23 protein-coding genes are annotated in these 24,111 nt (G+C 68.9%); 11 read left to right on the forward strand and 12 right to left on the reverse strand.

Annotation, left to right across the window (positions count from 1 at the left end):
* Nucleotides 1-30 precede the first annotated feature (30 nt).
* The 5 genes from OG780_RS15505 to OG780_RS15525 all read left to right on the forward strand — a co-directional run bounded on the left by OG780_RS15505 (nucleotide 31) and on the right by OG780_RS15525 (nucleotide 3,944).
* Entirely contained in the window at nucleotides 31-1,011 is a 981-nt protein-coding gene (locus OG780_RS15505) for an ABC transporter permease (RefSeq protein WP_328448596.1), read from the forward strand.
* Nucleotides 1,012-1,082: 71 nt separating this feature from the next.
* Nucleotides 1,083-2,120 (forward strand): ABC transporter ATP-binding protein, encoded by a 1,038-nt coding sequence (locus OG780_RS15510; RefSeq protein WP_328448598.1) that lies wholly within the window; start codon nucleotides 1,083-1,085, stop codon nucleotides 2,118-2,120.
* 26 nt (nucleotides 2,121-2,146) lie between these two features.
* A complete protein-coding gene (locus tag OG780_RS15515) occupies nucleotides 2,147-3,193 on the forward strand; it encodes an ABC transporter ATP-binding protein (RefSeq protein ID WP_328448600.1) in 1,047 nt (348 codons plus the stop codon).
* Between the two features lie 163 nt (nucleotides 3,194-3,356).
* Nucleotides 3,357-3,692: a hypothetical protein gene (locus OG780_RS15520; protein ID WP_328448602.1), complete on the forward strand. Its 336-nt coding sequence runs from the start codon at nucleotides 3,357-3,359 to the stop codon at nucleotides 3,690-3,692.
* On the forward strand, nucleotides 3,693-3,944 hold the full coding sequence (locus OG780_RS15525) for a Uma2 family endonuclease (RefSeq protein WP_328458150.1): 252 nt from the start codon (nucleotides 3,693-3,695) through the stop codon (nucleotides 3,942-3,944). It begins immediately after the preceding gene.
* A 97-nt stretch (nucleotides 3,945-4,041) separates the two neighbouring features.
* Here the strand turns inward: OG780_RS15525 and OG780_RS15530 are convergent, their stop codons facing one another.
* Complete coding sequence (locus tag OG780_RS15530; RefSeq protein WP_328448604.1) at nucleotides 4,042-4,419, reverse strand: VOC family protein; 378 nt, start codon at nucleotides 4,417-4,419, stop codon at nucleotides 4,042-4,044.
* A gap of 17 nt (nucleotides 4,420-4,436) precedes the next feature.
* Nucleotides 4,437-4,925: a DinB family protein gene (locus tag OG780_RS15535; RefSeq protein ID WP_328448606.1), complete on the reverse strand. Its 489-nt coding sequence runs from the start codon at nucleotides 4,923-4,925 to the stop codon at nucleotides 4,437-4,439.
* A gap of 162 nt (nucleotides 4,926-5,087) precedes the next feature.
* Here OG780_RS15535 and OG780_RS15540 point away from each other — a divergent pair, with 162 nt between their 5' ends.
* A complete protein-coding gene (locus OG780_RS15540; protein ID WP_328448607.1) occupies nucleotides 5,088-5,282 on the forward strand; it encodes a hypothetical protein in 195 nt (64 codons plus the stop codon).
* Here the strand turns inward: OG780_RS15540 and OG780_RS15545 are convergent.
* The gene (locus OG780_RS15545) at nucleotides 5,272-5,685 is read right to left on the reverse strand and encodes a VOC family protein (RefSeq protein WP_328448608.1); all 414 of its coding nucleotides are present in this window, start codon (nucleotides 5,683-5,685) and stop codon (nucleotides 5,272-5,274) included. The genes OG780_RS15540 and OG780_RS15545 overlap by 11 nt on opposite strands.
* Before the next feature lie 154 nt (nucleotides 5,686-5,839).
* Between OG780_RS15545 and OG780_RS15550 the strand changes: the two genes are divergently transcribed.
* A complete protein-coding gene (locus OG780_RS15550; RefSeq protein WP_328448610.1) occupies nucleotides 5,840-6,574 on the forward strand; it encodes a class I SAM-dependent methyltransferase in 735 nt (244 codons plus the stop codon).
* A 215-nt stretch (nucleotides 6,575-6,789) separates the two neighbouring features.
* Here the strand turns inward: OG780_RS15550 and OG780_RS15555 are convergent, their stop codons facing one another.
* From OG780_RS15555 to OG780_RS15590, 8 genes are all read right to left on the reverse strand, one after another.
* Nucleotides 6,790-7,938 carry an ABC transporter ATP-binding protein gene (locus OG780_RS15555; protein WP_328448612.1) on the reverse strand — a complete coding sequence of 383 codons (1,149 nt, stop codon included), beginning with the start codon at nucleotides 7,936-7,938 and terminating at the stop codon, nucleotides 6,790-6,792.
* 13 nt (nucleotides 7,939-7,951) lie between these two features.
* The gene (locus OG780_RS15560; protein ID WP_328448614.1) at nucleotides 7,952-9,013 is read right to left on the reverse strand and encodes an ABC transporter ATP-binding protein; all 1,062 of its coding nucleotides are present in this window, start codon (nucleotides 9,011-9,013) and stop codon (nucleotides 7,952-7,954) included.
* A gap of 9 nt (nucleotides 9,014-9,022) precedes the next feature.
* Nucleotides 9,023-10,003 (reverse strand): ABC transporter permease, encoded by a 981-nt coding sequence (locus tag OG780_RS15565; RefSeq protein ID WP_328448616.1) that lies wholly within the window; start codon nucleotides 10,001-10,003, stop codon nucleotides 9,023-9,025.
* Between the two features lie 95 nt (nucleotides 10,004-10,098).
* On the reverse strand, nucleotides 10,099-11,907 hold the full coding sequence (locus OG780_RS15570) for an ABC transporter substrate-binding protein (protein WP_328448618.1): 1,809 nt from the start codon (nucleotides 11,905-11,907) through the stop codon (nucleotides 10,099-10,101).
* A gap of 148 nt (nucleotides 11,908-12,055) precedes the next feature.
* Entirely contained in the window at nucleotides 12,056-13,090 is a 1,035-nt protein-coding gene (locus tag OG780_RS15575; protein WP_328448620.1) for an ABC transporter permease, read from the reverse strand.
* 758 nt (nucleotides 13,091-13,848) lie between these two features.
* Nucleotides 13,849-15,762 carry a translational GTPase TypA gene (gene typA / locus OG780_RS15580; protein WP_328448623.1) on the reverse strand — a complete coding sequence of 638 codons (1,914 nt, stop codon included), beginning with the start codon at nucleotides 15,760-15,762 and terminating at the stop codon, nucleotides 13,849-13,851.
* 162 nt (nucleotides 15,763-15,924) lie between these two features.
* Nucleotides 15,925-16,584, reverse strand: a complete 660-nt coding sequence (locus OG780_RS15585; RefSeq protein ID WP_328448625.1) for a hypothetical protein — start codon at nucleotides 16,582-16,584, stop codon at nucleotides 15,925-15,927.
* 119 nt (nucleotides 16,585-16,703) lie between these two features.
* The gene (locus OG780_RS15590; RefSeq protein ID WP_328448627.1) at nucleotides 16,704-19,178 is read right to left on the reverse strand and encodes an ABC transporter family substrate-binding protein; all 2,475 of its coding nucleotides are present in this window, start codon (nucleotides 19,176-19,178) and stop codon (nucleotides 16,704-16,706) included.
* Between the two features lie 474 nt (nucleotides 19,179-19,652).
* On the opposite strand from OG780_RS15590, the gene OG780_RS15595 reads away from it, so the two are divergent.
* Genes OG780_RS15595 through OG780_RS15610 form a run of 4 tightly spaced genes read left to right on the forward strand, consistent with a single transcriptional unit; the run spans nucleotide 19,653 to nucleotide 23,608 of the window.
* Nucleotides 19,653-19,979 (forward strand): hypothetical protein, encoded by a 327-nt coding sequence (locus tag OG780_RS15595; protein ID WP_328448629.1) that lies wholly within the window; start codon nucleotides 19,653-19,655, stop codon nucleotides 19,977-19,979.
* A gap of 45 nt (nucleotides 19,980-20,024) precedes the next feature.
* Nucleotides 20,025-20,846 carry a hypothetical protein gene (locus OG780_RS15600; RefSeq protein ID WP_328448631.1) on the forward strand — a complete coding sequence of 274 codons (822 nt, stop codon included), beginning with the start codon at nucleotides 20,025-20,027 and terminating at the stop codon, nucleotides 20,844-20,846.
* 18 nt (nucleotides 20,847-20,864) lie between these two features.
* Nucleotides 20,865-22,841: a fumarate reductase/succinate dehydrogenase flavoprotein subunit gene (locus OG780_RS15605; protein WP_328448633.1), complete on the forward strand. Its 1,977-nt coding sequence runs from the start codon at nucleotides 20,865-20,867 to the stop codon at nucleotides 22,839-22,841.
* Entirely contained in the window at nucleotides 22,838-23,608 is a 771-nt protein-coding gene (locus OG780_RS15610) for a succinate dehydrogenase/fumarate reductase iron-sulfur subunit (RefSeq protein WP_328448635.1), read from the forward strand. The genes OG780_RS15605 and OG780_RS15610 overlap by 4 nt, the downstream gene beginning before the upstream one ends.
* A gap of 57 nt (nucleotides 23,609-23,665) precedes the next feature.
* Here the strand turns inward: OG780_RS15610 and OG780_RS15615 are convergent, their stop codons facing one another.
* On the reverse strand, nucleotides 23,666-23,989 hold the full coding sequence (locus tag OG780_RS15615; RefSeq protein ID WP_328448637.1) for a hypothetical protein: 324 nt from the start codon (nucleotides 23,987-23,989) through the stop codon (nucleotides 23,666-23,668).
* Nucleotides 23,990-24,111: the final 122 nt, after the last annotated feature.

The raw sequence follows: 24,111 nt of genomic DNA on the forward strand, positions 1-24,111 counted from the left end.
GACGGCGCCCCGTCCGGAAAGTCACGCCACATGTTCCGTTTTCTAGTCCGCCGTATTCTCGGCGCACTTGTGATTCTGCTGATCATCAGCGCCGTCACCTTCATGCTCTTCTACGCGATCCCGCGTGACCCTGCCCGCATGGCGTGCGGCAAGGTCTGCACCAAGGACCTCCTGGAGCAGGTCAGGGTGAACCTCGGGATCGCCGACCCGCTGCCGGTGCAGTACTGGCACTGGCTGGAGGGCATCTTCGCCGGGCGCGACTACGGCGGGCTGGGCAACTGCAACGCCCCCTGCCTCGGCTTCTCGTTCACCAACCGTGAGCCGGTCCTGGGCACGATCATGGACCGTCTGCCGACGACGCTCTCCCTCGCACTCGGTGCCTCGGTCTTCTTCCTCATCATCGGCGTCGGCACGGGCATGATCGCCGCGGTCAAGCAGGGCAAGGCCGCCGACAAGATCGCCAGCTCGTTCTCGCTGATCGGCTCCTCGCTCCAGATCTACTTCGTCGGCTACATCGCGATGTACTTCCTGGTCCAGCAGCTCGGCATCCTCGAGCAGCCCTCGTACACGCCGTTCACCGACAACCCCGGCGCCTGGGCCGGCGGCCTGCTGCTGCCCTGGCTGACGCTGTCGATCATCTTCACGGCCAACTACACCCGTATGACCCGCTCCCAGCTGGTGGAACAGCTCAGCGAGGACTACGTGCGCACGGCACGCGCCAAGGGCCTGTCCCGGCGCTCGGTGTTCTTCCGCTTCGCCTGGCGCGGCGCGATGGGTCCGATCGTCACGATCTTCGGCATCGACCTGGGCACCCTGATCGGCGGCGCCATCATCACCGAGTCGGTCTTCAGCCTCCAGGGCATCGGCAAGCTCGCCGTGACCGCCGTCGAGGCCAACGACCTGCCGATGCTGCTGGCCGTGACCCTGGTGGCCTCCGGGGCGATCGTCTTCTTCAACATCGTCGTCGACGCCGTCTACGCCTTCATCGACCCGCGGATCCGGCTCGCCTGACCGGCGGCCCCGCCGCCGTTCACCCGCCGCCCCGCAAGCTACCCCTCGCATCACCCCCCAGGAGCGTCCCCGTGACGAGCACCGATCAGCAGCCCTTCCTGTCCGTCAGGGATCTGAAGGTCCACTTCTCCACCGAGGACGGCGTCGTCAAGGCCGTCGACGGTCTCACCTTCGACCTGGCCAAGGGCAAGACGCTCGGCATCGTGGGCGAGTCGGGTTCGGGCAAGTCCGTCACGAACCTGACGATCCTCGGTCTGCACGACCGTGAGCGCACCGCGATCGACGGCGAGATCCTGCTCGACGGCAAGGAGCTGCTGACCGCCTCCGAGCGGGAGCTCGAGCGGCTGCGCGGCAACAAGATGTCGATGATCTTCCAGGACGCGCTGGCCTCGCTGTCGCCGTACCACACCATCGGCCGGCAGATCGGCGAGACGTACCGCAAGCACACCGGCGCCTCCAAGAAGGAGGCCCGGCTGCGGGCGATCGAGATGCTGCGCCGCGTCGGCATCCCGCAGCCGGACGTCCGGGTGGACGACTACCCGCACCAGTTCTCCGGCGGTATGCGCCAGCGCGCGATGATCGCCATGGCGCTGGTCTGCGACCCCGAGCTGCTCATCGCGGACGAGCCGACCACCGCGCTGGACGTCACCGTGCAGGCCCAGATCATGGACCTGCTCAAGGACCTCCAGCAGGAGTTCGGCACGGCGATCATCTTCATCACCCACGACCTCGGTGTCATCGCCGACATCGCGGACGACGTGCTGGTGATGTACGGCGGCCGGTGTGTGGAGCGGGGCACCAAGAAGGAGGTGCTGCGCGCGCCGCAGCACCCCTACACCTGGGGCCTGCTCGGCTCGATGCCGAGCCTGGACGGACCGGTCGACGTGCCGCTGTCGCCGATCCCCGGTTCGCCGCCCTCGCTCCTCAACCCGCCGTCGGGCTGCCGCTTCCACCCGCGGTGCACCTTCGCGGAGAAGGTCACGAACGGCCACTGCTCCAGCGAGCAGCCGCCGCTCCAGGTCACGGACGGGCGCGGGGCCGCCTGCCACCTCACGGCGGACCAGCGCCGCGACTTCTTCGCCGACTACGCCGCGACCCGGTCGCACTGACGTAACTGAGACGGGACTTCACGATCATGAGCAACACGAACCCCCTCCTGGACGTCACCGGACTGACCAAGCACTTCCCGGTGATGGGCGGCTTCCCCTTCAAGCGGAAGATCGGCGCGGTCCAGGCCGTGGACGGTCTCGACTTCCAGGTCGCCGAGGGCGAGAGCCTCGGTCTGGTCGGCGAGTCCGGCTGTGGCAAGTCGACGACGGGCCGGCTGATCACGCGTCTGCTGGAGCCCACCGGCGGCAACATCAGGTACCGCGGCCAGGACATCACGCACGCCGACCGCAAGCAGCTCGCGCCGGTCCGCTCCGAGATCCAGATGATCTTCCAGGACCCGTACGCCTCGCTGAACCCGCGGCAGACGGTCGGCAAGATCATCTCGGGTCCGATGGAGATCAACGGGATCAAGACGCCCGGCGGCCACGAGAAGCGCGTCCGTGAGCTGCTGGAGACGGTCGGCCTCAACCCCGAGCACTACAACCGCTTCCCGCACGAGTTCTCCGGCGGCCAGCGCCAGCGCATCGGCGTCGCCCGCGCGCTGGCCCTGGAGCCGAAGCTGATCGTCGCGGACGAGCCGGTCTCGGCGCTCGACGTCTCCATCCAGGCACAGGTCGTGAACCTGCTCCAGGACCTCCAGCGGGACCTGGGCATCGCGTTCCTGTTCATCGCGCACGACCTCGCGATCGTGCGGCACTTCTCGCAGCGCGTCGCGGTGATGTACCTCGGCAAGATCGTCGAGATCGCCAACCGCGAGGACCTGTACGACAACCCGCGCCACCCGTACACCCGCGCGCTGATGTCCGCCGTGCCCGAGGCGACCGCGGACGACGTCCCGGCCCGTGAGCGCATCCTGCTCAAGGGTGACGTGCCCTCGCCGCTCAACCCGCCGTCGGGCTGCCGCTTCCGCACCCGCTGCTGGAAGGCGACGGAGAAGTGCGCGACCGAGGCTCCGCCGCTGGTGCAGATCTCGGGCAGCAACGACGGCCACCTGACGGCCTGCCACTACCCGGAGACGACGGAGACCATCCCGGCCCAGCGTCTCGCCAAGAGCCCCGAGGCGGCGGTCTGACACACCCCTTTTCCGTCAGCCGCCCCCTTCAGGAACCGACTTTCCCGGCCCATTGACCCGAGCCCATGAACGCCGGTTCCAGGGGAACGAAGGCCCGTACCGTCCCGGTGCGGGCCTTCGTCATGGACGCGGCGCGGGATCACGGGCTCGCTACCCTGAGGACATGGACTACGCGAAGATGCGCGTGATCGCCGAGGAGCTGACGGCGTACGCCGAGCAGCTCGAGGGGTCGTGGGAGGTCGAGATCGGCCCTTCCGGAGCCTTCCTCGCCATGTTGAGCCCCTCGAAACGCCACGAGGGCACCGTCCGCCGTATCCGCAACCAGCTCAACGAGCAGCTTCCCTCCACCCACCCCGGCTACGTCTGCGAGAACGGCCCCGAGATCGAGCATCCGGGAATCGGCCGTATGCGGCGCCCGGACGCGGTCGTCATCCCCGAGGAGGTGCTCGACGAAGAGGGACTCTCCGTCGACGCCACCCAGGTGCCGGCGGTCATCTAGATCGTTTCCCCGTCCAACCCGGACAACGGCTACGGCGAGAAGCTCGCCGAGTACCCGGCCATGGGCATCGCCCACTACATGATCGTCGATCCCCGCACGGGCACGATCGAGGTGTACTCCGAGCCCTGCAGGGCCCGTTACCAGAACAAGGCCTCGTACATCTTCTGCGATGCCGTCCCGTTCGGTCCGCGGACGGTCAGGACCGACGCCTTCCGCCGCTACGGCAAGGCGGGAGACGCCCCGGCCGGGTGACGGGGGCAACTGCCGTACACCGGCCGGTTCTTGGCTCGAACCGACCCGGGTACGTCGCGCCGGCCGTCACGGAACCGCGGACCGGAACAGGGTCCGGCTAGCCCAACGCCCCGCGCTCCATGCAGAATTCGTTGCCCTCGGGGTCCGCGAGGAGAACCCAGCCGCTGCCGTCGGGGCGGATGTGGTCCGCGACCCGGCGGGCGCCGAGGGAGATGGCGTGTTCGACCTCGTCGTCGCGGGTGCGGCCGTGCGGGGTCAGGTCGAGGTGGACGCGGTTCTTGACCGTCTTGCCCTCCGGGACCCGCACGAACAGAAGCGTCGGGCCACCGGCCGGGTCCTCGATCACCGCTTCCGGGTCACCGGGCTTGTCGTCGTCGGCGAGCGGCCGGCCGAGCAGCCGGCTCCAGAACAGCCCGACATCGTAGGGATCACCGGAGCAGTCGAAGGTGATCGTACGGATGGTGGGGTGCGTCAACTCTGCTTCTCCCATGGTCAGTCGCCCGTCCGGCCGTCGGCCAGCTCGCGCAGGATGTCAAGGTGTCCGTTGTGACGGGCCGTCTCCTCCACGAGGTGGAGAACGATCCAGCGGAGGTCGACGTGGGTACCGTCACGGCCCGCCCGCTCGGCCTTGGTGTCGAGATCGTGCGCGGCCACCAACGTGCGGTAGCGGGCGCTCTGTTCCTCGTACTCGTCGAGCAACTGCGGCAGCGGGAAGTCGACGGCGATGCGCATCTCGCGGTCGGGGTCCTCATCCGTCCAGGGTCCCTCGTCCTTCTCGCCCAGGAAGACCACCTGGAACCAGTAGTACTCGACCCAGCGGAGATGGTTGATCAGCCCGCTCAGGGTCATCAGCGGCGACCCGGGCAGCGGAGCCTTGCGGGCGTCCTCGGGCGACACGTCCTCGCACTTGGCGCGGGCGGTGGCGCGGGCGTAGTCGAGGAAGGTGGTCAGCTGGGCGCGCTCGTCCCAGGCGCTGGGCATGTCCGTACGTTTCCGTGAAGTCATCGGGGTGAAGCATCCCGGGCCGCCCGTTCGATGTCGAGCGATTAACGCGACCGGCGGGTCGAGGGTTGCCGCGACGTCAACAAGCCTGCGGGAAACGGGCGTTGCCGTGCGCCGTGGCCACCGGCAGACTGTCGCCCCATGGCCTTCCACCTGCGCGGGACCATCCTGCCCGACGGCGTCGTACGCGACCTCTGGACGCTCGGCGACCGGATCACCTTCGAGCGCCCGTCCGTCCCCGCGGACACCGTCGCCGACGGCGCGGACCCCCGGGAGGAACCGGGCGTCCTGCGGCACCCCCGCCGGATCGTGCTGCGCGGCCGGATCATCCGCTGACCTCGCCGGGTTCCCCGTCGTCCGGCCTGACCACGAGTTCGGCCTCGAAGCCGTCCGCGTTCTCCAGGTAGGCGGCGCAGTGGGCGGTGCCGCCCGCGTGGGGGTGGCGGTCGGGGAACAGGAGGGTCCAGCCGTACGCCGGTGCCTCGGCGACGAGGATGTCGAGCTCGGCGCGGCTCGTGACGTGAAAGGCGAGGTGGTTCAGTCCCGGGCGCAGCCGGTCGTGGCGGTCCGCGGTCAGGGCGGGCGACTGCTCGAAGACGAGGTAGGTCTCCCCCAGCCGCCAGCTCCGGCCGTCCGGCCAGTCCTGGTAGGGCATGTACCCGAGCCGCTCCAGCAGCCAGCCCCAGGAGCGTACGGCCCGCTCCAGGTCCGGTACCCACAGCTCGATGTGGTGCAGCATCTCGTCCCGATTCTCGCGAGCGGTGCCGGAGCCCGTCGTGGTCCGGCTCCCCTGTCCCGGCCGTTCAACCTGCCATTATTCCCGCCCGCTTGCTCACCCGATTCCTTGTCGATCAGTGGTTTCGGATGACCGCGCGGGCTGAGAGACTGCTTCGATGACTGACCGTTCGTTCAGTGACGTCTCGCTCGCCGCCCTGTACGACGTGCTGAATCCCTGGGGTCCGAGCGACGACTTCTACCTGGATCTGGTGATGTCCGCGCGGTCCGTGCTCGATGTCGGATGCGGGACGGGACGCCTGTTGGCGCGTGCCCGGGAGGCCGGTCACGCGGGGCGGCTGTGCGGGCTCGATCCCGCCGCGGCCATGCTGGTGCAGGCGCGCGGGCAGGCGGAGGTCGAGTGGGTGCTCGGGGACCTCGGATCGGTGCGCTGGGAGCGGGAGTTCGACCTCGTCGTGATGACGGGGCACGCGTTCCAGGTGCTCGTCGGCGACGAGGAGGTGCGCTCCGCGCTGGCCGTCGTACGGCAGGCTCTCCGCGACGGGGGGCGGTTCGTCTTCGAGACCCGCAATCCCGCCGTCCGGGCGTGGGAGACGTGGCGGCCCGAGCGGGCACGCGAGGTGAGAGACGCGCACGGGGACGCCGTACGGGTCCGGCACGAGGTCGAGACACCGGTGCTCGGGGACCGGGTGACGTTCAGCGAGACGTTCGAGCACGCGCGCTGGGGGCGGCCGCGGGTCAGCCGCAGCACGCTGCGGTTCCTGGACGCGGACGCCCTGAGGGAGTTCCTCGGCGAGGCCGGGCTCATCGTGCGCGAGCAGTACGGGGACTGGGGGCGTCGACCGCTCTCCCCCACCGCGCCCGAGATCATCACGGTCGCCGGCCGGGCCTGACCCCGACGCGTCGGCCTCGGCGGTCGCCGGCCGGTCCTGAGCATCCGGAACCAGGGCCTCGGGCCGCATGCCGGCCGAACCGGCCCGGGGAGACGGGCGGCCGGCACCGGGGCGGCCCGCCCGTCACGAGAAGGCGGCGGCCGCCCGGAGCGCCCTCACCACAGAAGGGGGCCCGCACGCGGCAGCGGCGGGCCCCCTTCGTACGGCAGGACGTCCTAGTGCCCCTCGGACGTGTCCTCCAGGGCCGCCAGGGCCGGGTCCAGCACGATGTCCTCGTCACGGGCCTCGGTGGTCGGCTCCTCCGGGAAGTGGCACGCCGTCAGGTGCCCCTCGCGGTTGCCCGAGATCCGGACCAGCGGCGGTTCCTCGGCCGCGCACTTGTCCTGCGCCTTCCAGCAGCGGGTGCGGAAGCGGCAGCCGGAGGGCGGGGAGATGGGTGAGGGCACATCGCCCGCGAGCCGGATGCGCTCCCGCGGGACCTTGTCGGACTCCTCCAGCTCGACCTCGGGGACCGCGGAGAGCAGGGCGTGGGTGTAGGGGTGGCGGGGCCGGGTGTAGATGGAGTCCCGGTCGCCGACCTCGATCACCTTGCCGAGGTACATGACGGCGACGCGCTGCGAGAAGTGCCGTACGACCGCCAAGTCGTGGGCGATGAACAGGAACGCGATGCCCAGTTCCTTCTGCACGTCCTGAAGGAGGTTGACGACCTGTGCCTGGATGGAGACGTCCAGGGCGGAGACCGGCTCGTCCGCGACGATCAGCTTCGGTTCCGGCGCGAGCGCGCGGGCGACGCCGATGCGCTGGCGCTGGCCGCCGGAGAACTCGTGCGGGAAGCGGTTGTAGTGCTCGGGGTTGAGGCCGACGATCTCCAGCAGCTCACGGACACGCTTCTCGCGGCCGCCCTCCGGGTTGATCCCGTTGACCTCCATCGGCGCGGAGATGATCTTTCCGACGGTCTGCCGCGGGTTCAGGGACGAGTACGGGTCCTGGAAGATCATCTGGATCTCGGAGCGGATCGGCGCGAGCCGCTTGCGGTCGGCGTGCGTGATGTCCTGGCCGCGGTACGTGATGCTGCCGCCGGTGGGCTCCAGCAGCCGGGTGATCAGGCGTCCGGTCGTCGACTTGCCGCAGCCGGACTCGCCGACCAGGCCGAAGCTCTCACCCACGTTCACCGTCAGGTCGATGCCGTCCACGGCCTGCACCGCGCCGATGGTGCGCCGGACCGGGAAGCCGCCCTTGACCGGGAAGTGCTTGACCAGCTTCTCGACCACCAGCAGCGGCTCGGCGGAGCTGTCGCCGGCGGCGCGCGGAGCGGGCAGCGTGGTGGGGCCCGCCGTCACGTCGTTCACGACGTCTTCCTTCATGACGCTGTTCTCCCTACCGCAGCCGGGGCTTGATCTGCTCGATGAAAATGGTCTGCTTCTGCTCGGCCGTGAGGTGACACGCGCCTCCCCGGCCCGCCGGGAGCAGCGGGAGTTCGTCCACGCACCGCGCGCCCCCGACCTCGCCCTGGAAGGTGCAGCGGGGGTGGAACCGGCAGCCCGACGGCGGCCTCAGCAGGGAGGGCGGCGCGCCGGGGATGGGTGCCAGCGGCGTGCCGAGGTCCGAGTCCAGCCGCGGCATCGAGTTCAACAGGCCCCACGTGTAGGGATGCTGGGGCGAGCGCAGCACCTCGTTCACCGTGCCGCGTTCCACCGCCCCGCCCGCGTACATCACCATGATGTCGTCGGCCATGTCCGCGATGACGCCCAGGTCGTGCGTGATGAAGATGATGGCCGAGCCGAACTCCTGCTGGAGGTTCTTCAGGAGGTCGAGGATCTGGGCCTGCACGGTGACGTCGAGCGCGGTGGTGGGCTCGTCCGCGATCAGCAGGTCGGGGTCGCAGACCAGCGCCATCGCGATCATCGCGCGCTGCCGCATACCGCCGGAGAACTGGTGCGGATAATCCTTCGCCCGTTCCTTCGGGTTGGGGATGCCGACCTTGCCGAGCATCTCCACCGCCCGCTCCCAGGCGGCCTTCTTCGACGCCCCGGTGTGCTTCCAGAACGGCTCGGCGATCTGCCTGCCCACCGTGTAGTACGGGGAGAGCGCGGTCAGGGGGTCCTGGAAGATCATCGCGGCCTTGTTGCCGCGCACCTTCTCCAGCTCCGACTCTCGGGCGGTGATCAGCTCCTGGCCGTCGAGCACGATCTCGCCCTCGACGGTCGTGAACATCGGGTTGTGCAGGCCGAGGATCGTCAGGTTGGTCACCGACTTGCCGGAGCCCGACTCCCCCACGATGCCCAGGGTCTTGCCCCGTTCGAGGTCGAAGGAGAGCCCGTCGACGGCCTTGACGACACCGTCCTCGGTCTTGAACCGGACGTACAGGTCACGCACCGAGAGGAAGGCGGCCGAGTCCGCCGGGGCACCGGCGCCCGATTCCTTGGTCAGAGTGGTCACGGGTAACTCCTAGGACAGCCGCACGCGCGGGTCGATGAAGGCGTAGCAGGCATCCACGACGATGTTGAACAGCAGGATCATGGCGGCGGAGAAGAGCATCACGCCCAGCAGCAGCGGAAGGTCGCTGAAGAAGACCGATTCGACGGCGAGCTTGCCGAGGCCGGGGAGGCCGAAGGTGTACTCGGTGATGATCGCGCCGCCCAGCAGCGAGCCGAGGTCGATGCCGAAGATGGTGACGATGGGGATCAGGGATCCGCGCCAGGCGTAGCGGAAGAAGACGTACTTGCGTGACATGCCCTTGGCCCGCGCGGTGCGGACGTGTTCCTCCTGGAGCTGCTCGATCATCGACGAGCGCGCCATACGGGTGTACTGCGAGGCGAAGATCGTGGACAGGATCACCCAGGGAATGATCAGCCCGCTGAACCAGCTGACCGGGTTCGCGGTGAAGTCGTTGTAGGCGGGCTTGTCGAAGAGGTGGCTCTGGTAGACAAGAGCGGCCAGCGCCAGCGGGCCGAGGAAGTAGATCTGCATCGAGCTGAGCACCATCGCGCCGGCGGTCACCGTCTTGTCCACGAGCGTGCCGCGCTTCCACGCGGCGAGCATGCCCGTACCCAGGCCCACGATCAGGAAGCAGATCGCGGCACCCAGCGTCAGGGACACCGTCGTGGGCAGGCGGTCCATCAGCGTGCCCCAGACCTCTTCGTTGGTGTGGTACGAGTACCCGAAGCAGGGCGCGGGGCACGGACCCTGGTCGAAGCCGTTGCTGCCCAGCACGAGGTTGTGCAGGAAGATCCAGTACTGCTCGGGAATCGACTTGTCGAGGCCGAGCACATGATGGATGTTCGCGAGGTTGGCAGGCGTGCATGTCTTGCCGCACATCAGCAGGCCCGGGTCCCTCGGCATACCGAAGAACAGCAGGAACGCGACGATACTCAGCAGGAAGAGGATGACGGCGGCGCCGAGTGTCCGGCGAACGAGGAAGCGCAGCATGGCAGGGGCAGCTCTCAGACGTCAGCGGGCCCGGCGGGGCCCGGCGCGTCCGCCTCTCAGAGCGGTGAGCGCGCCGGGCCCCGTCAGGGCGACGGTTACTTGACGAACAGGCGACGCGGGTCGACGCCACCGATCACGTCGTCGTAGACCAGGCCGCCGACCTTGGAGCCGGCGATCTGGGTCTGCTTGTAGTAGCCGGTCGGGACCTCGTTGACGACGTCCTTGACCAGGTACTGGTCGACCTTCTCCCACTCGGCGGCGGCCTTGACCGGGTCGGTGATCTTGTTGATGCGGTCGATGTCCGCGTTCACCTTGGGGTCGTTGACCTGCGAGTAGTTCTGCGCGCCGTCGGCGATGCCGCGGCCGTCGTACAGCGGCGGGATCACGGTCGAGGCGGACGGCCAGTCGGCACCCCACGCGGTGTGGAAGATGTCGTAGTTGTTGTCCAGCTTGCTGACCTGGTCGTAGTAGGTCTCGGCCGGGATCTCCTGGCGCTGGACGTCGAACCCGGCCTTCTTCAGGCCCTCCGCCATGGCGGTGGAGTACTGCTGGCCCTCAGGGGTGTTGATGTAGCCGAAGGTCAGCTTCATGCCCACCTTGCCCGCTTCCTTCAGCAGGGCCTTGGCCTTCTCCGGGTCACCGGCCGGCTTCTTCTTCTTGCCGAACGGGTCGAAGGAGGCGTCGTAGCCGCTGACGGTCGGGCTGATGAGGCCGCCGGCGACCTCCATCGCGGCGGTGCCGCCGTAGGCACGCACGAACGGCGTGATCGGCAGGGCGTAGGCGATGGCCTCGCGGATCTTCTTGTCCTTGAGCGCCGGGTGGCTCAGGTTGATGTTCATCTGGCCGACGTAGGGCTGGAAGCCCGAGACCGTACGGGGCTTCATCTTCGGGTCGGCGAGGACCTTGGAGAGGTTGCCCGCGTCGACCTGGTTGTTGAAGCTGATGCCGGCCTGGTCGGCGCCGGTGTCCGCCAGCAGCGTCTTGGTGGACGTCTCGTACTGCTGGTTGAACGTGATGTTGAACTTGTCCACGTACTGGTGACGGATCGGGTCGGTCTTCGGGTCCCAGTTGGTGTTCTTCACGAGGACCATCGACTTGCCGGACTTGAACGACTCGATCTTGTACGGGCCGGTCGTGACGGGCGCCCGGTCGTACTTCGTCTTGGTGTCACCCTTCGCGGAGACGACCGCGTAGCCCGCCATGGCGAGGGCGTACGGCAGGTCGGGGTGCGAGGTCTTGAACTTGAAGACGATGGTTTTGTCGTCCGGCGTCTGCAGGATGCTGTCCGGCAGGTGCTTGCCCTTGTAGGGGCCGTCCTTCAGCAGCTTGCGGTAGTCCGCGCCCGGGGTGTCGGCGAGCCACTGCTGGATGTAGGGCGGGCCCTGGTTGATGAACGGGGCGAAAAGACGCTCGATGGTCTGGCGGACGTCCTTGGACGTGATCGCCTGGCCGTTCTCGAACTTGATGCCGTCCTTGAGCGTGTACTTCCAGGTCTTGCCGCCGTCCGTCGTGGTGCCGGAGTCGGTGGCGAGGTCGCCGACGATCTCGTGCTTGGAGCCGTCGTCGCTCGTGGCCTTGTACCCGGTCAGACCACGGTGGATCAGCGTCGCGAGGGAGCCCTCGTCGGAGACGTAGATCTGGCCCGGGTCCAGGTGCGCGTAGCTGTCACGCTGGAGGACCTCCATCGTGCCGCCGCTCTTGGCGCCCGGTACCTCGGCCGCGGGACCGGTGGAGTCGGCCGCGGTGCCGAACTTGATCGACTGCTGCTGCCGCTGCGCGTTCTCCTTGTCCTTGTTGCTGTCGTTCCCCTTGTCGCTGCCGCCCTTGCTGCAACCGGTGAGCACGAGAGCTCCCGCCGCGAGCACGGAGATTGCGGCGTATGCGTGGCGTCCGCCCCTACTCATCACTCAGATTCCTACCCATCTGTTGTCACCGGTGCGAACAAGTGCACCTGCGGTGCCGGTGAGTTGCGGTCTTCGAACCAGTGATCTGACATTGATGTGCTGTGGAAGTGCCGTTCGATTCGGGGCGAAGGCGCCCACAACTCTTTGGTCAGCGAGCCGTCTTGGGATCGAAGGCGTCCCTGACCGAATCCCCGAGCAGGTTGAACGCGACGACGAAAATGATCATCGAGACGCCCGGGAAGAACATGTAGGTGATGTCGTTCTGCAGGACGAGTTCCGTCGAGGCCTTGGAGAACATCTGTCCCCAGTCGGGCGTCGGTTCGACGATTCCGACGCCGAGGAACGACAGACCCGCCTCGATCGTCACGAAGTTGGGGAGCAGGTAGGTGGCCTGCACCAGGAGCGGTGTCACCACGTTGGGCAGCACCTCCTTGCGGATGATCCGCCCGGGGGACGCCCCGCTCACCTTGGCCGCCTCGATGAACTCCCGCTCGCGCAGGGAGAGCGAGGTTCCCCTCAGGATGCGGGCGAGGCTCATCCAGCCGAGGAACCACTGGACGACGATCAGCGCGACCACGCGCACATAGGTGGGGGTCTCGTCACGCGGACTCACGAAGAGCGAGACCACGACCGGCATGCTCGCGATGAAGAAGAGCTGCGAGGGGAAGGCGAGCAGGAAGTCGATGACGCGGCTGATGGCGTAGTCGACTTTCCCGCCGACGTAGCCCGCGGTGACTCCCAGCAGGATGCCGGTGATCACGACCGTGACCGTCACCGCGACGGAGATCATCAGCGAGGTCCGGATGCCGAAGATCAGCTTGGTGAAGACGTCGTAGCCGTTGCCCGGCTCCAGACCGAACCAGAACTCGCCGCTGATACCGCCGTTGGGCTGGAGCGGCACGCCGGCGCTGTCGAAGAGTTCGGGGCGTTCGTCCGCGTACACCGTGTACGGGTTCTTGCCGTACAGCTTGGAGATCAGCGGGGCGATCAGCCCGATCAGGAAGAAGAACCCCACGACGTAGGCGGAGATGACCCCCGAGCGGTCCCGTTTGAACCGGGTCCACATCAACTGGCCGGGAGACCGGCCGACGAGCTGCTCGCCCTCGGGTTTCGTGGTCGCCGCCTGCCCGCCGTGCACGACGACCGGTTCCGCGCCGTCCTCAGTCTCGATAGGACTCGTCACAATTCGCCCATTCCGCAAGTGTGGGTGTGCCGTACCCGGCGACGCCGGTCCGCCGGAGCGGATCAGGCCGTGCCGAGTCGGCGGCCGTCACCTGGCGTGCCCGGCCACCGTTCGGTTCAGAAGAGACGTCGATCGCCGACGGTCGCCCGGAAGTCCCAGCGGGACGCGCGTAGTTGAAACCACGTCACGGTCCGTCGGGCCGGGCGCAGGAGCCGGCCCCCGCGTCAGTACGCGCTGGCGCGGATCAGGGATCGGAACTCCGCGCCGTCGTCGCGGACCGCAGGGGACGATGTGACCCACAGGGCGCTGATGACACCGCACATGGGTACCTCCTCATGACTCAACCGGTGCACGGACAGGAGGGGTACTGGCTGACCTCCGACACCCCTGACGGAGGATCAAGCACCCCACTGTGCTCGTGAGTCGGCGCTGTCCCCACAGCGCATGACCCATTGACCCGAGCGTTACGCGGCTAACTATGTGACATGAGTCAGATAACCGACCACAGCCTTTTGGTCTCGGTTCCATCACAGCTGCCGCGTACATCTTCCAAAATCTGGACAAAATGATCTGCGGGAGAAGCCCCCGAAACGGACGTGTTACATGCGTATCGGTCTGGACGTACCGGATTTCGGACACGAGAGGGCGGAAAGCGGGTGGCAAAAAGCCCGGGTGCCCCCATGCGGGGACACCCGGGCTCAGGTTGCCGGTGGATCAGCCGGTCGAGGCCGGTGGATCAGCCGTGCTCGGCGGGTGGATCAGCCGTGCTTGGCGCGGCTCGCGGTGCGACCGCGCTCCTTCTGGTCGAGAACGAGCTTGCGGATGCGAACGGACTCCGGGGTCACCTCGACACACTCGTCGTCGCGGCAGAACTCCAGCGACTGCTCCAGGGAGAGCTTGCGCGGCGGGACGATCGCCTCGAACGAGTCGGCGGCGGCGGACCGCATGTTGGTGAGCTTCTTCTCCTTGGTGATGTTCACGTCCATGTCGTCGGCGCGCGAGTTCTCGCCGACGATCATGCCCTCGTACACCTCGGTGCCGGGGTCGGTGAACAGCACACCGCGCTCCTGGAGGTTCGTCATCGCGAACGCGGTGACGGCGCCCGCGCGGTCGGCGACCAGCGAACCGTTGTTACGGGTCGTCAGGGTGCCGAACCACGGCTCGTGGCCCTCGTGGATGGAGTGGGCGATGCCCGTACCGCGCGTACCGGTCAGGAACTCGGTCCGGAAGCCGATGAGGCCGCGCGAGGGAACGACGAACTCCAGGCGGACCCAGCCGGAGCCGTGGTTCGACATGTTGTCCATGCGGCCCTTGCGGACACCCATGAGCTGCGTGACCGCGCCCATGTGCTCCTCGGGGACGTCGATCGTCATGCGCTCGACGGGCTCGTGCACCTTGCCGTCGATGACCTGGGTGACGACCTGCGGCTTGCCGATGGTCAGCTCGAAGCCCTCGCGGCGCATCTGCTCGACCAGGATGGCGAGCGCGAGCTCACCTCGGCCCTGGACCTCCCAGGCGTCCGGGCGCTCGGTGTCGAGCACGCGGAGGGAGACGTTACCGACCAGCTCGCGGTCGAGGCGGTCCTTGACCTGGCGGGCGGTGACCTTGCGGTCCTTGTCCTTGACCGCGGCCTTGGCGTCCGCGCCCTTGCCCGTGCCACCACGGCCGACCAGCGGCGAGGTGTTCGTGCCGATGGTCATGGAGATCGCCGGCTCGTCGACCGTGATCAGCGGCAGCGCGATCGGGTTCTCCGGGTCGGCCAGGGTCTCGCCGATCATGATGTCCGGGATACCGGCGACGGCGCAGATGTCACCGGGGCCGGCCACCTCGGCGGGCTTGCGGGTGAGCGCCTCGGTCATCAGCAGCTCGGTGATACGCACGTTGGACATCGTGCCGTCGCGCTTGATCCACGTGACGGTCTGGCCCTTGCGCAGCTCACCCTGCTCGACGCGGAGCAGCGCGATGCGGCCGAGGAAGTTGTCGGCGTCCAGGTTGGTCACATGGGCCTGGAGCGGCGCGGACTCGTCGAAGGACGGGGCCGGGACGGACTCCAGGATCGTGGTGAAGAACGGCTCCAGGCTGTCGCTGTCGGCCGGGACGGTGCCGTCCTCCGGCTTGGTCAGCGAGGCCACGCCGTCACGCGCACACGCGTAGACGATCGGGAACTCGATCTGCTCCTCGTCGGCGTCCAGGTCCAGGAAGAGGTCGTAGGTCTCGTTGACGACCTCGTCGATCCGGGAGTCCGGGCGGTCGGTCTTGTTGATGCACAGGATGACCGGCAGACGCTGCTGCAGCGCCTTGCGCAGCACGAAGCGGGTCTGCGGCAGCGGGCCCTCGGAGGCGTCGACCAGCAGGACGACCGCGTCCACCATCGACAGGCCGCGCTCGACCTCACCACCGAAGTCGGCGTGGCCGGGGGTGTCGATGATGTTGATCGTGATGACGTCGCCGCCATCCTTCGGGTGGTACTTGACCGCCGTGTTCTTCGCCAGGATCGTGATGCCCTTCTCACGTTCCAGGTCGTTCGAGTCCATCATGCGGTCGTCCAGCGACTCTGCGGCGTGCGCGGCGAAGGCACCGGCCTGCTTGAGCATGGCGTCGACCAGGGTGGTCTTGCCGTGGTCGACGTGGGCGACGATGGCGACGTTGCGGATGTCGTGGCGCGTGGCCATAGTGAGGCGCTTCTCCCGGAGTGAGTGGACGGCCTCCGCATCCGCGGGGCCACTGCCGGGCTGAACACGCCACGGCCTTACCCCATCGTACGGGGCCCGGACGGAGACGGCCTCCGCGGGCCCGGGGGCGCGACCCCGCGGGGGCCGGTCCCGGCCTTGTGATCAGGCACTCTTCGCCGCAGGTGAACCGGCAGGACAGAGCGTGCGGGCGGCCGTACGCTCTGCGGCCCCCGCCTTCGCGGGCCCTTCGTCGATCATGCGCTCCGCACAGGAGAGAAACCCGCCGCCGACCGTCTCCCAGGTCACCACATGCCCCCTGACCGGCTCGGCGGCGCCGCCCCGGCAGGTGTAGGTGAAGTCGGCCTCGACCAGGGCGACGGAGTTCCACGCGTAGTACGAGCCCTTGAGGTCCCCGAGGTCATAGCTGAACTCGCTGGGGGTCACCTCCGGCTCGGCCGGCTCCGACGGGCCCGCGAGCGGTTGGTCCGTCCCGAGATGCCGGCCGAGGGCCTTGATGGCCTCCGCGGCACGGGCCCCGGGGCCCGTGGACGTCATGTGGGGCTTGTAGCTGACGCCCTTCAGCGGCTTGATCACTCCTGAGACGGAGTCCGTCTTCCGCTTCAGCGTGATCGGGTCGGCGAGCCCGGTCAGCTTCTGCTCGCGCACGACGCCGGACCAGACGTACGTGCCGTGCGTGCACGCGGCGGCCCTGTGGTCCTTCTCGTCCCGCCCCTCGGTGCCGCCGGTGCAGGCGGCGGTGCCAAGGAGCAGGATCCCCGCGGCGAGTCCCGCCGCGGGGTTCGTGAGCGCGCGCCGGTTCATTCTCGTCCCCCGTGTCCCCGTGTCCCCGTGTCCCCGTGTCCCCGTGTCCCCGTGTCCCCGTGTCCCCGTGTCCCCGTGTCCCCGTGTCCGGTGATGGTCACCGGACACGGGGGGACACCCTACTTGCCGGTACGGCCCGCTGTCGGGGTCTGCTGCGACCCTTTCGCGCCCTTCTTGAGGAAGCCCATGTCCTCGTACACCGGAGTCTGGAAGCCGAAGGCTCCGGTGTTCGCCAGACCGGCGCGGGCTGCGGCGAGCTGGGGGCGCTGATAGAGGGGGATGGAGCCGGCGGCGGCCCAGATACGGGCGTCCGCCTTGCGGACCAGGGAACGTTCCTCGTCCTCGTTCAGGGTGGAGAGTGCCTGGTCGAAGAGCTGATCGACCTGGTCGGTGCCGACGCGGGTGTAGTTCTGCTCGACGCTCAGCGAGCCGTCCGCCGCCGGAACGGGCTTGGCGTAGATCGGGCGGGCGTCGGTGGCCGGGAAGGCGGAGGCGGGCCACGAGTAGAGCGCCAGGTCGTAGTCTCCCGAGGCGATGTGGTCCTTGAAGTAGCTGTCGTCGGAGACCTTCGTGATGTCCGTACGGACGCCGACGCGCTGGAGCATCCGCGCGATCCGGTCGGCCACGAGGCGCAGGGACTCCGAGCCCGCGCCGGAGGGAACGACGAAGCGCAGCGCGAGCGGTTTGCCGTCCTTGGCGAGGACGTTGGACGCGGCGCCCGCCGGAGCGGCCGTCCCCTTGGGCGCGTACGCCCCCGGAAGCCCGCCCCGCCCGGCGTACTGCCGCCCGTCCAGGTGCCGGGCGGCCTGCTCGTCCGCGTGGACGCCCTGCCGCACGCCGGTCTGCTGCTCCTGCTTCCTCGCGTGGTCCTTGGGGTCCTGGGCCGGTTCCCGGCCCACCCCTGAGGGCTTGTCGTCGTCACCGAGGACGTACGTTCCGCCCTCGCCCGGCCTGCCGTTCTCGCCGCCGTCGCCCTTCTTGCCCTTGGACCCGGCCGCCTTCTCCGTCTTCTTCTGCTCCGTGACCGGCCCGCCCGGCACCCACCCGGCGTCCGCGAGCAGCGCCCGCGCCTCGGCGGCGTCCTGGTTGCCGAGGGCGCCGCTGTTGTCGGCGTACGCGGCCTGTCCGGCGAGGGCGAGATGGCTGCCGACCGGCTCGGCGGGCAGACCGAGCGGCTGGAGGACGACCCGGGCGAGTTCCTTGCGGTCCAGGGCACGGGCCACGGCGCGGCGGACGCGCTCGTCGGCGAGTGGGCCCTCGGAGCCGTTGAGGGCGAGCTGTGTGTAGGCGGGTTCGAGGGACTTGCGGACCACGAAGCCGCTCAGGGCCGACCGCGAGGCCGTCTTCGCCCCGCTTCCCTTCGTACCCGGCTCCCCCTTCTCACTCTCGTCGTCGCGCTCGCTCCCGTCGGACTTCTCGTGCTTGGCGCTCTTCTCGCTCTTCTCGCTCTTCTCGCCGTTCTCGTCCTTGTCGCTCTTGTCGCTCTCCTCGTCGTCCTTCGAGCTCTTCTCGTGCTTGGCGCTCTCGTCCTTGTCGCTCCTCTCGTCCGCCGCGTTCTTGCCGTCCTCCTCCTCGGACTCGGACTCGGACTCGCTCTTCTCCCCCTTCTTCCTGGACGTTTCCTTCTCGTGCTTGGCGCTCTTCTCGCTCTTCTCCGCGGACGGGTCCTTCTCGCTCGTCGCGGAGGCCCCCTGCAACGGCGCGCCGTCCTTGTGCCGGGCCGCGAGCGTGACGCGCTCGGCCTCGGCGGGGTCGATCTCGGCCAGGTCGAGCCTGTCGTCGGCGAGCGCCTCGGCCCGCTTGTCACGGGCGACGGCCACCAGATCGATCTCGTCGAGCTTGCTGGGGCGGCCCCACCAGCGCGCGTTGCGCGCGAGGCGCACCTCCCCGGCCTTGCGGTCGACCGTCTTCAGGGCGAAGGGCCCCGCGGTGACCTTGAGCTTGCGCCGCGCGCCGTCGTTGAAGGAGTCCGCGGTACCCATGACGTCCTTCGGGTACAGCGGCGAGAACAGCGCCCTCCAGTCGGCGTAGCGCCGGCTGAAGGTGACGCGGACCTCCAGGTTGTTCTTGCCCCGCTCGATCTTCTCGATCCGGTCGTACCCGGCGTTGCGTGCCGTCCAGTACGCGGAGTCCTTGCCGGACAGGGCGCGCCACTGGGCGGCGAAGTCGGCGGCGCCGATCTCGCGTCCGTCGCTCCACACGGCCTGCTGGTTGAGCTTGTACAGCACGACCTGCTTGGGCGACGTGCCCACGACCTTCGCCGACTCCAGGTAGTCGGAGTTGATCTGCGGCCGCCCGTTCGCGTCGAGCCGGTACATCGACGGCAGGACGGCGCCGGCGACACGGGCGGTCGCGGCGTCGGCGTCCGCCTGGAAAGCGTTCAGCGTCTCCGGTACGGCGTCCACGGCCCAGCGCAGGGTGCCGCCGTCGGCGATCAGGTCACGGGACGCGGGCGCGATGTCCTGCACGGCCACGGGTCTGTCCACCTCGTCGTCCGCACTGCACGCGGCGAGGGCGGGTACCGCGAGCACGCCCGCGGTGAGGAATGCGGCCGAGCGCATCACCGCGCGCAGTCCGACGCCTTCGTGGGACATCACTGCAACCTCCGGGGGACGCTCCGCCGCGGGGGCAGGTCTGCTTCTGATCCCGTTCGGCGGTATTAGGGAGTTCATCTGATCTACAGGCCAACTGAAGAGCAGATCGGCAGAGGGGAAGCGGCGACACGGCGACGGGCGCGCGGAACCCACTCGTGCGGCCCAATCCGGAACCCGCCCGGGACCGCGTCACTGGCGCCCGCCCGGACACGGCGCACACGGGGGGACGCGACCCCGCCGCCCCCTCCCGCGCGCCGTCCGGCCTGCCACGTGGCCCTCCGGCTCACTCCCGAGCGCGCGGGGAACCCGACCGGCGCGCGCGTCGAAAACCCGGCGCACGGGGTTCGTTCTGGAGCGCGAGGACCTTCAATCCGTGCACACGCCTTCACACAGGTGCTTGTGACGCGCAACACTCGCAGGCGCATGAACGTTGCCGCCTGGAGGCCGCTGGGCCCACGGAAGTGAGGGCAAGTCATGTCCGTGCACGACGATCTGACGTCAGTCCAGCGCTGCCTCGACGATCTTCAACGGTCGGTGCGGCGCCTGGAACAGCAGATGGGCACCGGTCTGGAGATGCGCCGTGTGCGCGCCGACGCCGACCACCTGCGCGAGAGCCTCGCGCTGCTGCGCGAGTCCGCCGCGGCCCGCTCCCCCGGGCTCCCGGCCGTGCCGGGACCGGCGGGAGCCGTGTCCGGCCGGCTGCCCGACCTGGTGCCCATCCCCGACACCCCGTACGACAGCTCCTTGTGGACCGATTCCGACGACGAGGGTCTCGGCGCGCACCACGGTCCCTCCCACTAGCGCCCTCGACACCGGCGCGCCCCCGAACCCGACCGGAGTGCGAAGTTGGCCACTGGTACGGAACCTCATCTGAACAGCGGCGGAGTACGAACCGGTACGCGCGCCGCGATCGCCGCCCCGCATCTGCGGACCGACCGCTGGTGGCTGGCGCCCGCCGCCACCGCGGCCGGGTTGCTGGCCTTCATCGTGTACTCGACCTGGCGGGCCTTCTCGGACGCGCACTACTACGCGGCGCCCTACGTCTCGCCGTTCTACTCGCCGTGTCTGGCCGAGCGGTGCGGGACCATGCGCGCCGGGCCGAACGCGGACCTGTTCGGGAGCTGGTGGGCGATCTCCCCCGCGATCATCATCCTGGTCTTCCCGCTCGGCTTCCGGCTGACCTGCTACTACTACCGCAAGGCCTACTACCGGGGCTTCTGGGCGAGCCCGCCGGCCTGCGCGGTGGCCGAGCCGCACAAGAAGTACACCGGTGAGACCCGCTTCCCGCTGATCCTGCAGAACATCCACCGGTACTTCTTCTACGCGGCCCTCGTCGTCGCCGCCATCCTCACGTACGACACCGTGCTCTCCTTCCGTGACGAGCACTACGCCTGGGGCCACATGGGCCTCGGCACGCTGGTGTTCCTGGTGAACATCACGCTGATCTGGGCGTACACCCTCTCCTGCCACTCCTGCCGGCACATCGTCGGCGGGAAGCTCAAGCACTTCTCCAAGCATCCCGTGCGGTACCGGATGTGGCAGTGGGTCGGGAAGCTGAACGCCCGTCACATGCTGCTCGCCTGGGCGTCGTTGGTGAGTGTGGCGCTCGCCGACTTCTACGTGTACCTGGTCGCGTCCGGCGCCTTCGACGATCCGCGCTTCTTCTAGATTGGGTGGAGCCCCCTGATGTCCGTGGTCGACCGACAGGAGTGGGACGTCGTCGTGGTCGGTGCCGGTGGCGCCGGACTGCGTGCCGCGATCGAGGCACGCGAGCGCGGTGCCCGTACGGCGGTGATCTGCAAGTCGCTGTTCGGCAAGGCTCACACGGTGATGGCCGAGGGCGGCATCGCTGCCGCCATGGGCAATGTGAACTCCGGCGACAACTGGCAGGTGCACTTCCGCGACACCATGCGAGGCGGCAAGTTCCTCAACCAGTGGCGGATGGCCGAACTGCACGCCCGCGAAGCACCGGACCGGGTCTGGGAACTGGAGACCTGGGGCGCGCTCTTCGACCGGACGAAGGACGGGCGGATCTCGCAGCGCAACTTCGGCGGCCACGAGTATCCGCGCCTCGCCCACGTGGGCGACCGCACCGGGCTCGAACTGATCCGCACGCTCCAGCAGAAGATCGTGTCCCTCCAGCAGGAGGACAAGCGGGAGACCGGTGACTACGAGTCACGCCTGAAGATCTATCAGGAATGCACCGTCACACGGATATTGAAGGACGGACAGCGGGTCTCCGGGACCTTCTGCTACGAGCGCGAGTCGGGGCGCTTCTTCGTCCTGGAGGCCCCCTCCGTGGTGATCGCCACCGGCGGCATCGGCAAGTCCTTCAAGGTGACCTCCAACTCGTGGGAGTACACGGGCGACGGGCACGCGCTGGCGCTGCTCGCCGGGGCACCGCTGCTGAACATGGAGTTCGTGCAGTTCCATCCCACGGGCATGGTCTGGCCGCCGTCGGTCAAGGGCATCCTCGTCACCGAGTCGGTGCGCGGTGACGGCGGGGTGCTGCGCAACTCCGAGGGCCAGCGGTTCATGTTCGACTACATCCCCGACGTCTTCAAGGAGAAGTACGCGCAGTCGGAGGAGGAGGGCGACCGCTGGTACGAGGACCCGGACCACAACCGGCGTCCTCCGGAGCTGCTGCCGCGCGACGAGGTGGCGCGGGCCATCAACTCCGAGGTGAAGGCGGGCCGCGGATCACCGCACGGCGGCGTCTTCCTCGATGTGTCGACCCGGATGCCCGCCGAGGTGATCAAGCGCCGTCTGCCCTCGATGTACCACCAGTTCAAGGAGCTGGCCGACGTCGACATCACCGCCGAGGCGATGGAGGTCGGGCCCACCTGCCACTACGTCATGGGCGGCATCGCGGTCGACTCGGACACGGCGGCGGCGCGCGGGGTGCCCGGGCTGTTCGCGGCCGGCGAGGTCGCGGGCGGTATGCACGGCTCCAACCGGCTCGGCGGCAACTCGCTCTCCGACCTGCTGGTGTTCGGGCGGCGGGCCGGGTGGCACGCGGCGGAGTACGCGGCCGGTCTCACCGGGGACGGCGCCCGGCCGCCGCTGGACGACACCCAGATCGACGAAGCCGCCGCGGAGGCGCTGCGGCCCTTCTCCGCCGAGGGACCCGGGTCCGTCCCCGCCGCGTCGGCCGGCGGCGCGCCCGCCGTCGCCTCGCAACCGCCGGAGAACCCGTACACCCTGCACCAGGAACTCCAGCAGACCATGAACGACCTGGTCGGGATCATCCGCCGCGAGGCCGAGATGGAGCAGGCCCTGGAGAAGCTCGGCGAGCTGCGGGTACGGGCGCGCCGGGCCGGGGTGGAGGGCCACCGTCAGTTCAACCCGGGCTGGCATCTCTCCCTCGACCTGCGGAACATGCTCCTGGTCAGCGAGTGTGTCGCCCGGGCGGCGCTGGAGCGCGCGGAGTCGCGTGGCGGCCACACCCGCGAGGACCATCCGGCGATGGAGCGTTCCTGGCGCCGGATCAACCTGCTGTGCCGGCTCACGGACCCCACCGGCGGGCTGGCCGCCACCGACCCGGTGGCCGGGCAGATCGACCTGGTGAACGAGACCACCCAGCCCGTCCGCCCCGACCTGCTCGCCCTCTTCGAGAAGGAGGAGCTGGTCAAGTACCTCGCCGAAGAGGAGCTTTACGAGTGAGCAGCTACGAGGCCCGCTTCAAGGTGTGGCGCGGAGATGTGAAGGGCGGCGGTCTGAAGGACTTCGGGGTCGAGGTCAACGAGGGCGAGGTGGTGCTGGACATCATCCACCGGCTCCAGGCGACCCAGGCTCCCGACCTCGCCGTGCGCTGGAACTGCAAGGCGGGCAAGTGCGGTTCGTGCTCGGCGGAGATCAACGGCCGGCCGCGGCTGATGTGCATGACGCGGATGTCGGTGTTCACCCGGGAGGAGACGATCACCGTCACCCCGCTGCGTGCCTTCCCCGTCGTACGGGATCTGGTGACCGACGTCGGCTTCAACTACGACAAGGCGCGGGAGGTCCCCGCCTTCGTTCCGCCCGCCGGTGTCGGCCCCGGCGAGTACCGGATGATGCAGGAGGACGTCGACCGGTCGCAGGAGTTCCGCAAGTGCATCGAGTGCTTCCTGTGCCAGGACACCTGCCATGTGGTCCGTGACCACGAGGAGAACAAGCCCGCGTTCGCCGGACCGCGCTTCCTGATGCGGGTGGCGGAGCTGGACATGCACCCGCTGGACGCGGCCGCGGACTCCGGCCTGGACCGCAAGCGCACGGCCCAGGACGAGCACGGTCTCGGCTACTGCAACATCACCAAGTGCTGCACCGAGGTCTGCCCGGAGGGCATCAAGATCACGGACAACGCGCTGATCCCCTTGAAGGAACGGGCGGTCGACCGCAAGTACGACCCGCTGGTGTGGCTGGGATCGAAGATCGGCCGACGGCGGACGTAGACGGGGCCGGGCGGGGCGGGGGCGGCGCGCCGTCCCCGGTCCGCTCGCGTCCTGCCGTCACCGCCCTTCGGTGTCCGGCGGAGCCACGGGGCGTCGGCCCGGGTGCTGCCCCATCATCTGGACCACCTGGCTCGCGACGAACAAGCCCATCCCGCCCAGGGCGTACGGCGTGAACTCGGCGTCGGGTCCGTGGAAAGGTCCGAGGAACATGAACAGGGACCATCCCACGGCCCCCGTCAGCGCGCCCCAGCCCCACAGCTTCGGGCGCACGACTCTGCGACGCGCCCACGGCGGGATCCAGTGCCTCGTGATGGCGGCGATCCCGAATCCGGCCTGTGCGATGACGATCAGTGCGGCGAACCCGACGAAATACCAGTGCATCGAACCCCCACTCCCCCGCGTACCGTACAGGGACACGCGGCGTGATCATCGCACGCGGGATCCGGGCCGTCATCACATGCTGTGGCGTCCCACGGCGAACTGATTGCGTGCGGCCCCGGGCG

The organism is Streptomyces sp. NBC_00386 (assembly GCF_036063235.1).
In the GTDB taxonomy this organism is placed as follows: Bacteria; Actinomycetota; Actinomycetes; order Streptomycetales; family Streptomycetaceae; genus Streptomyces.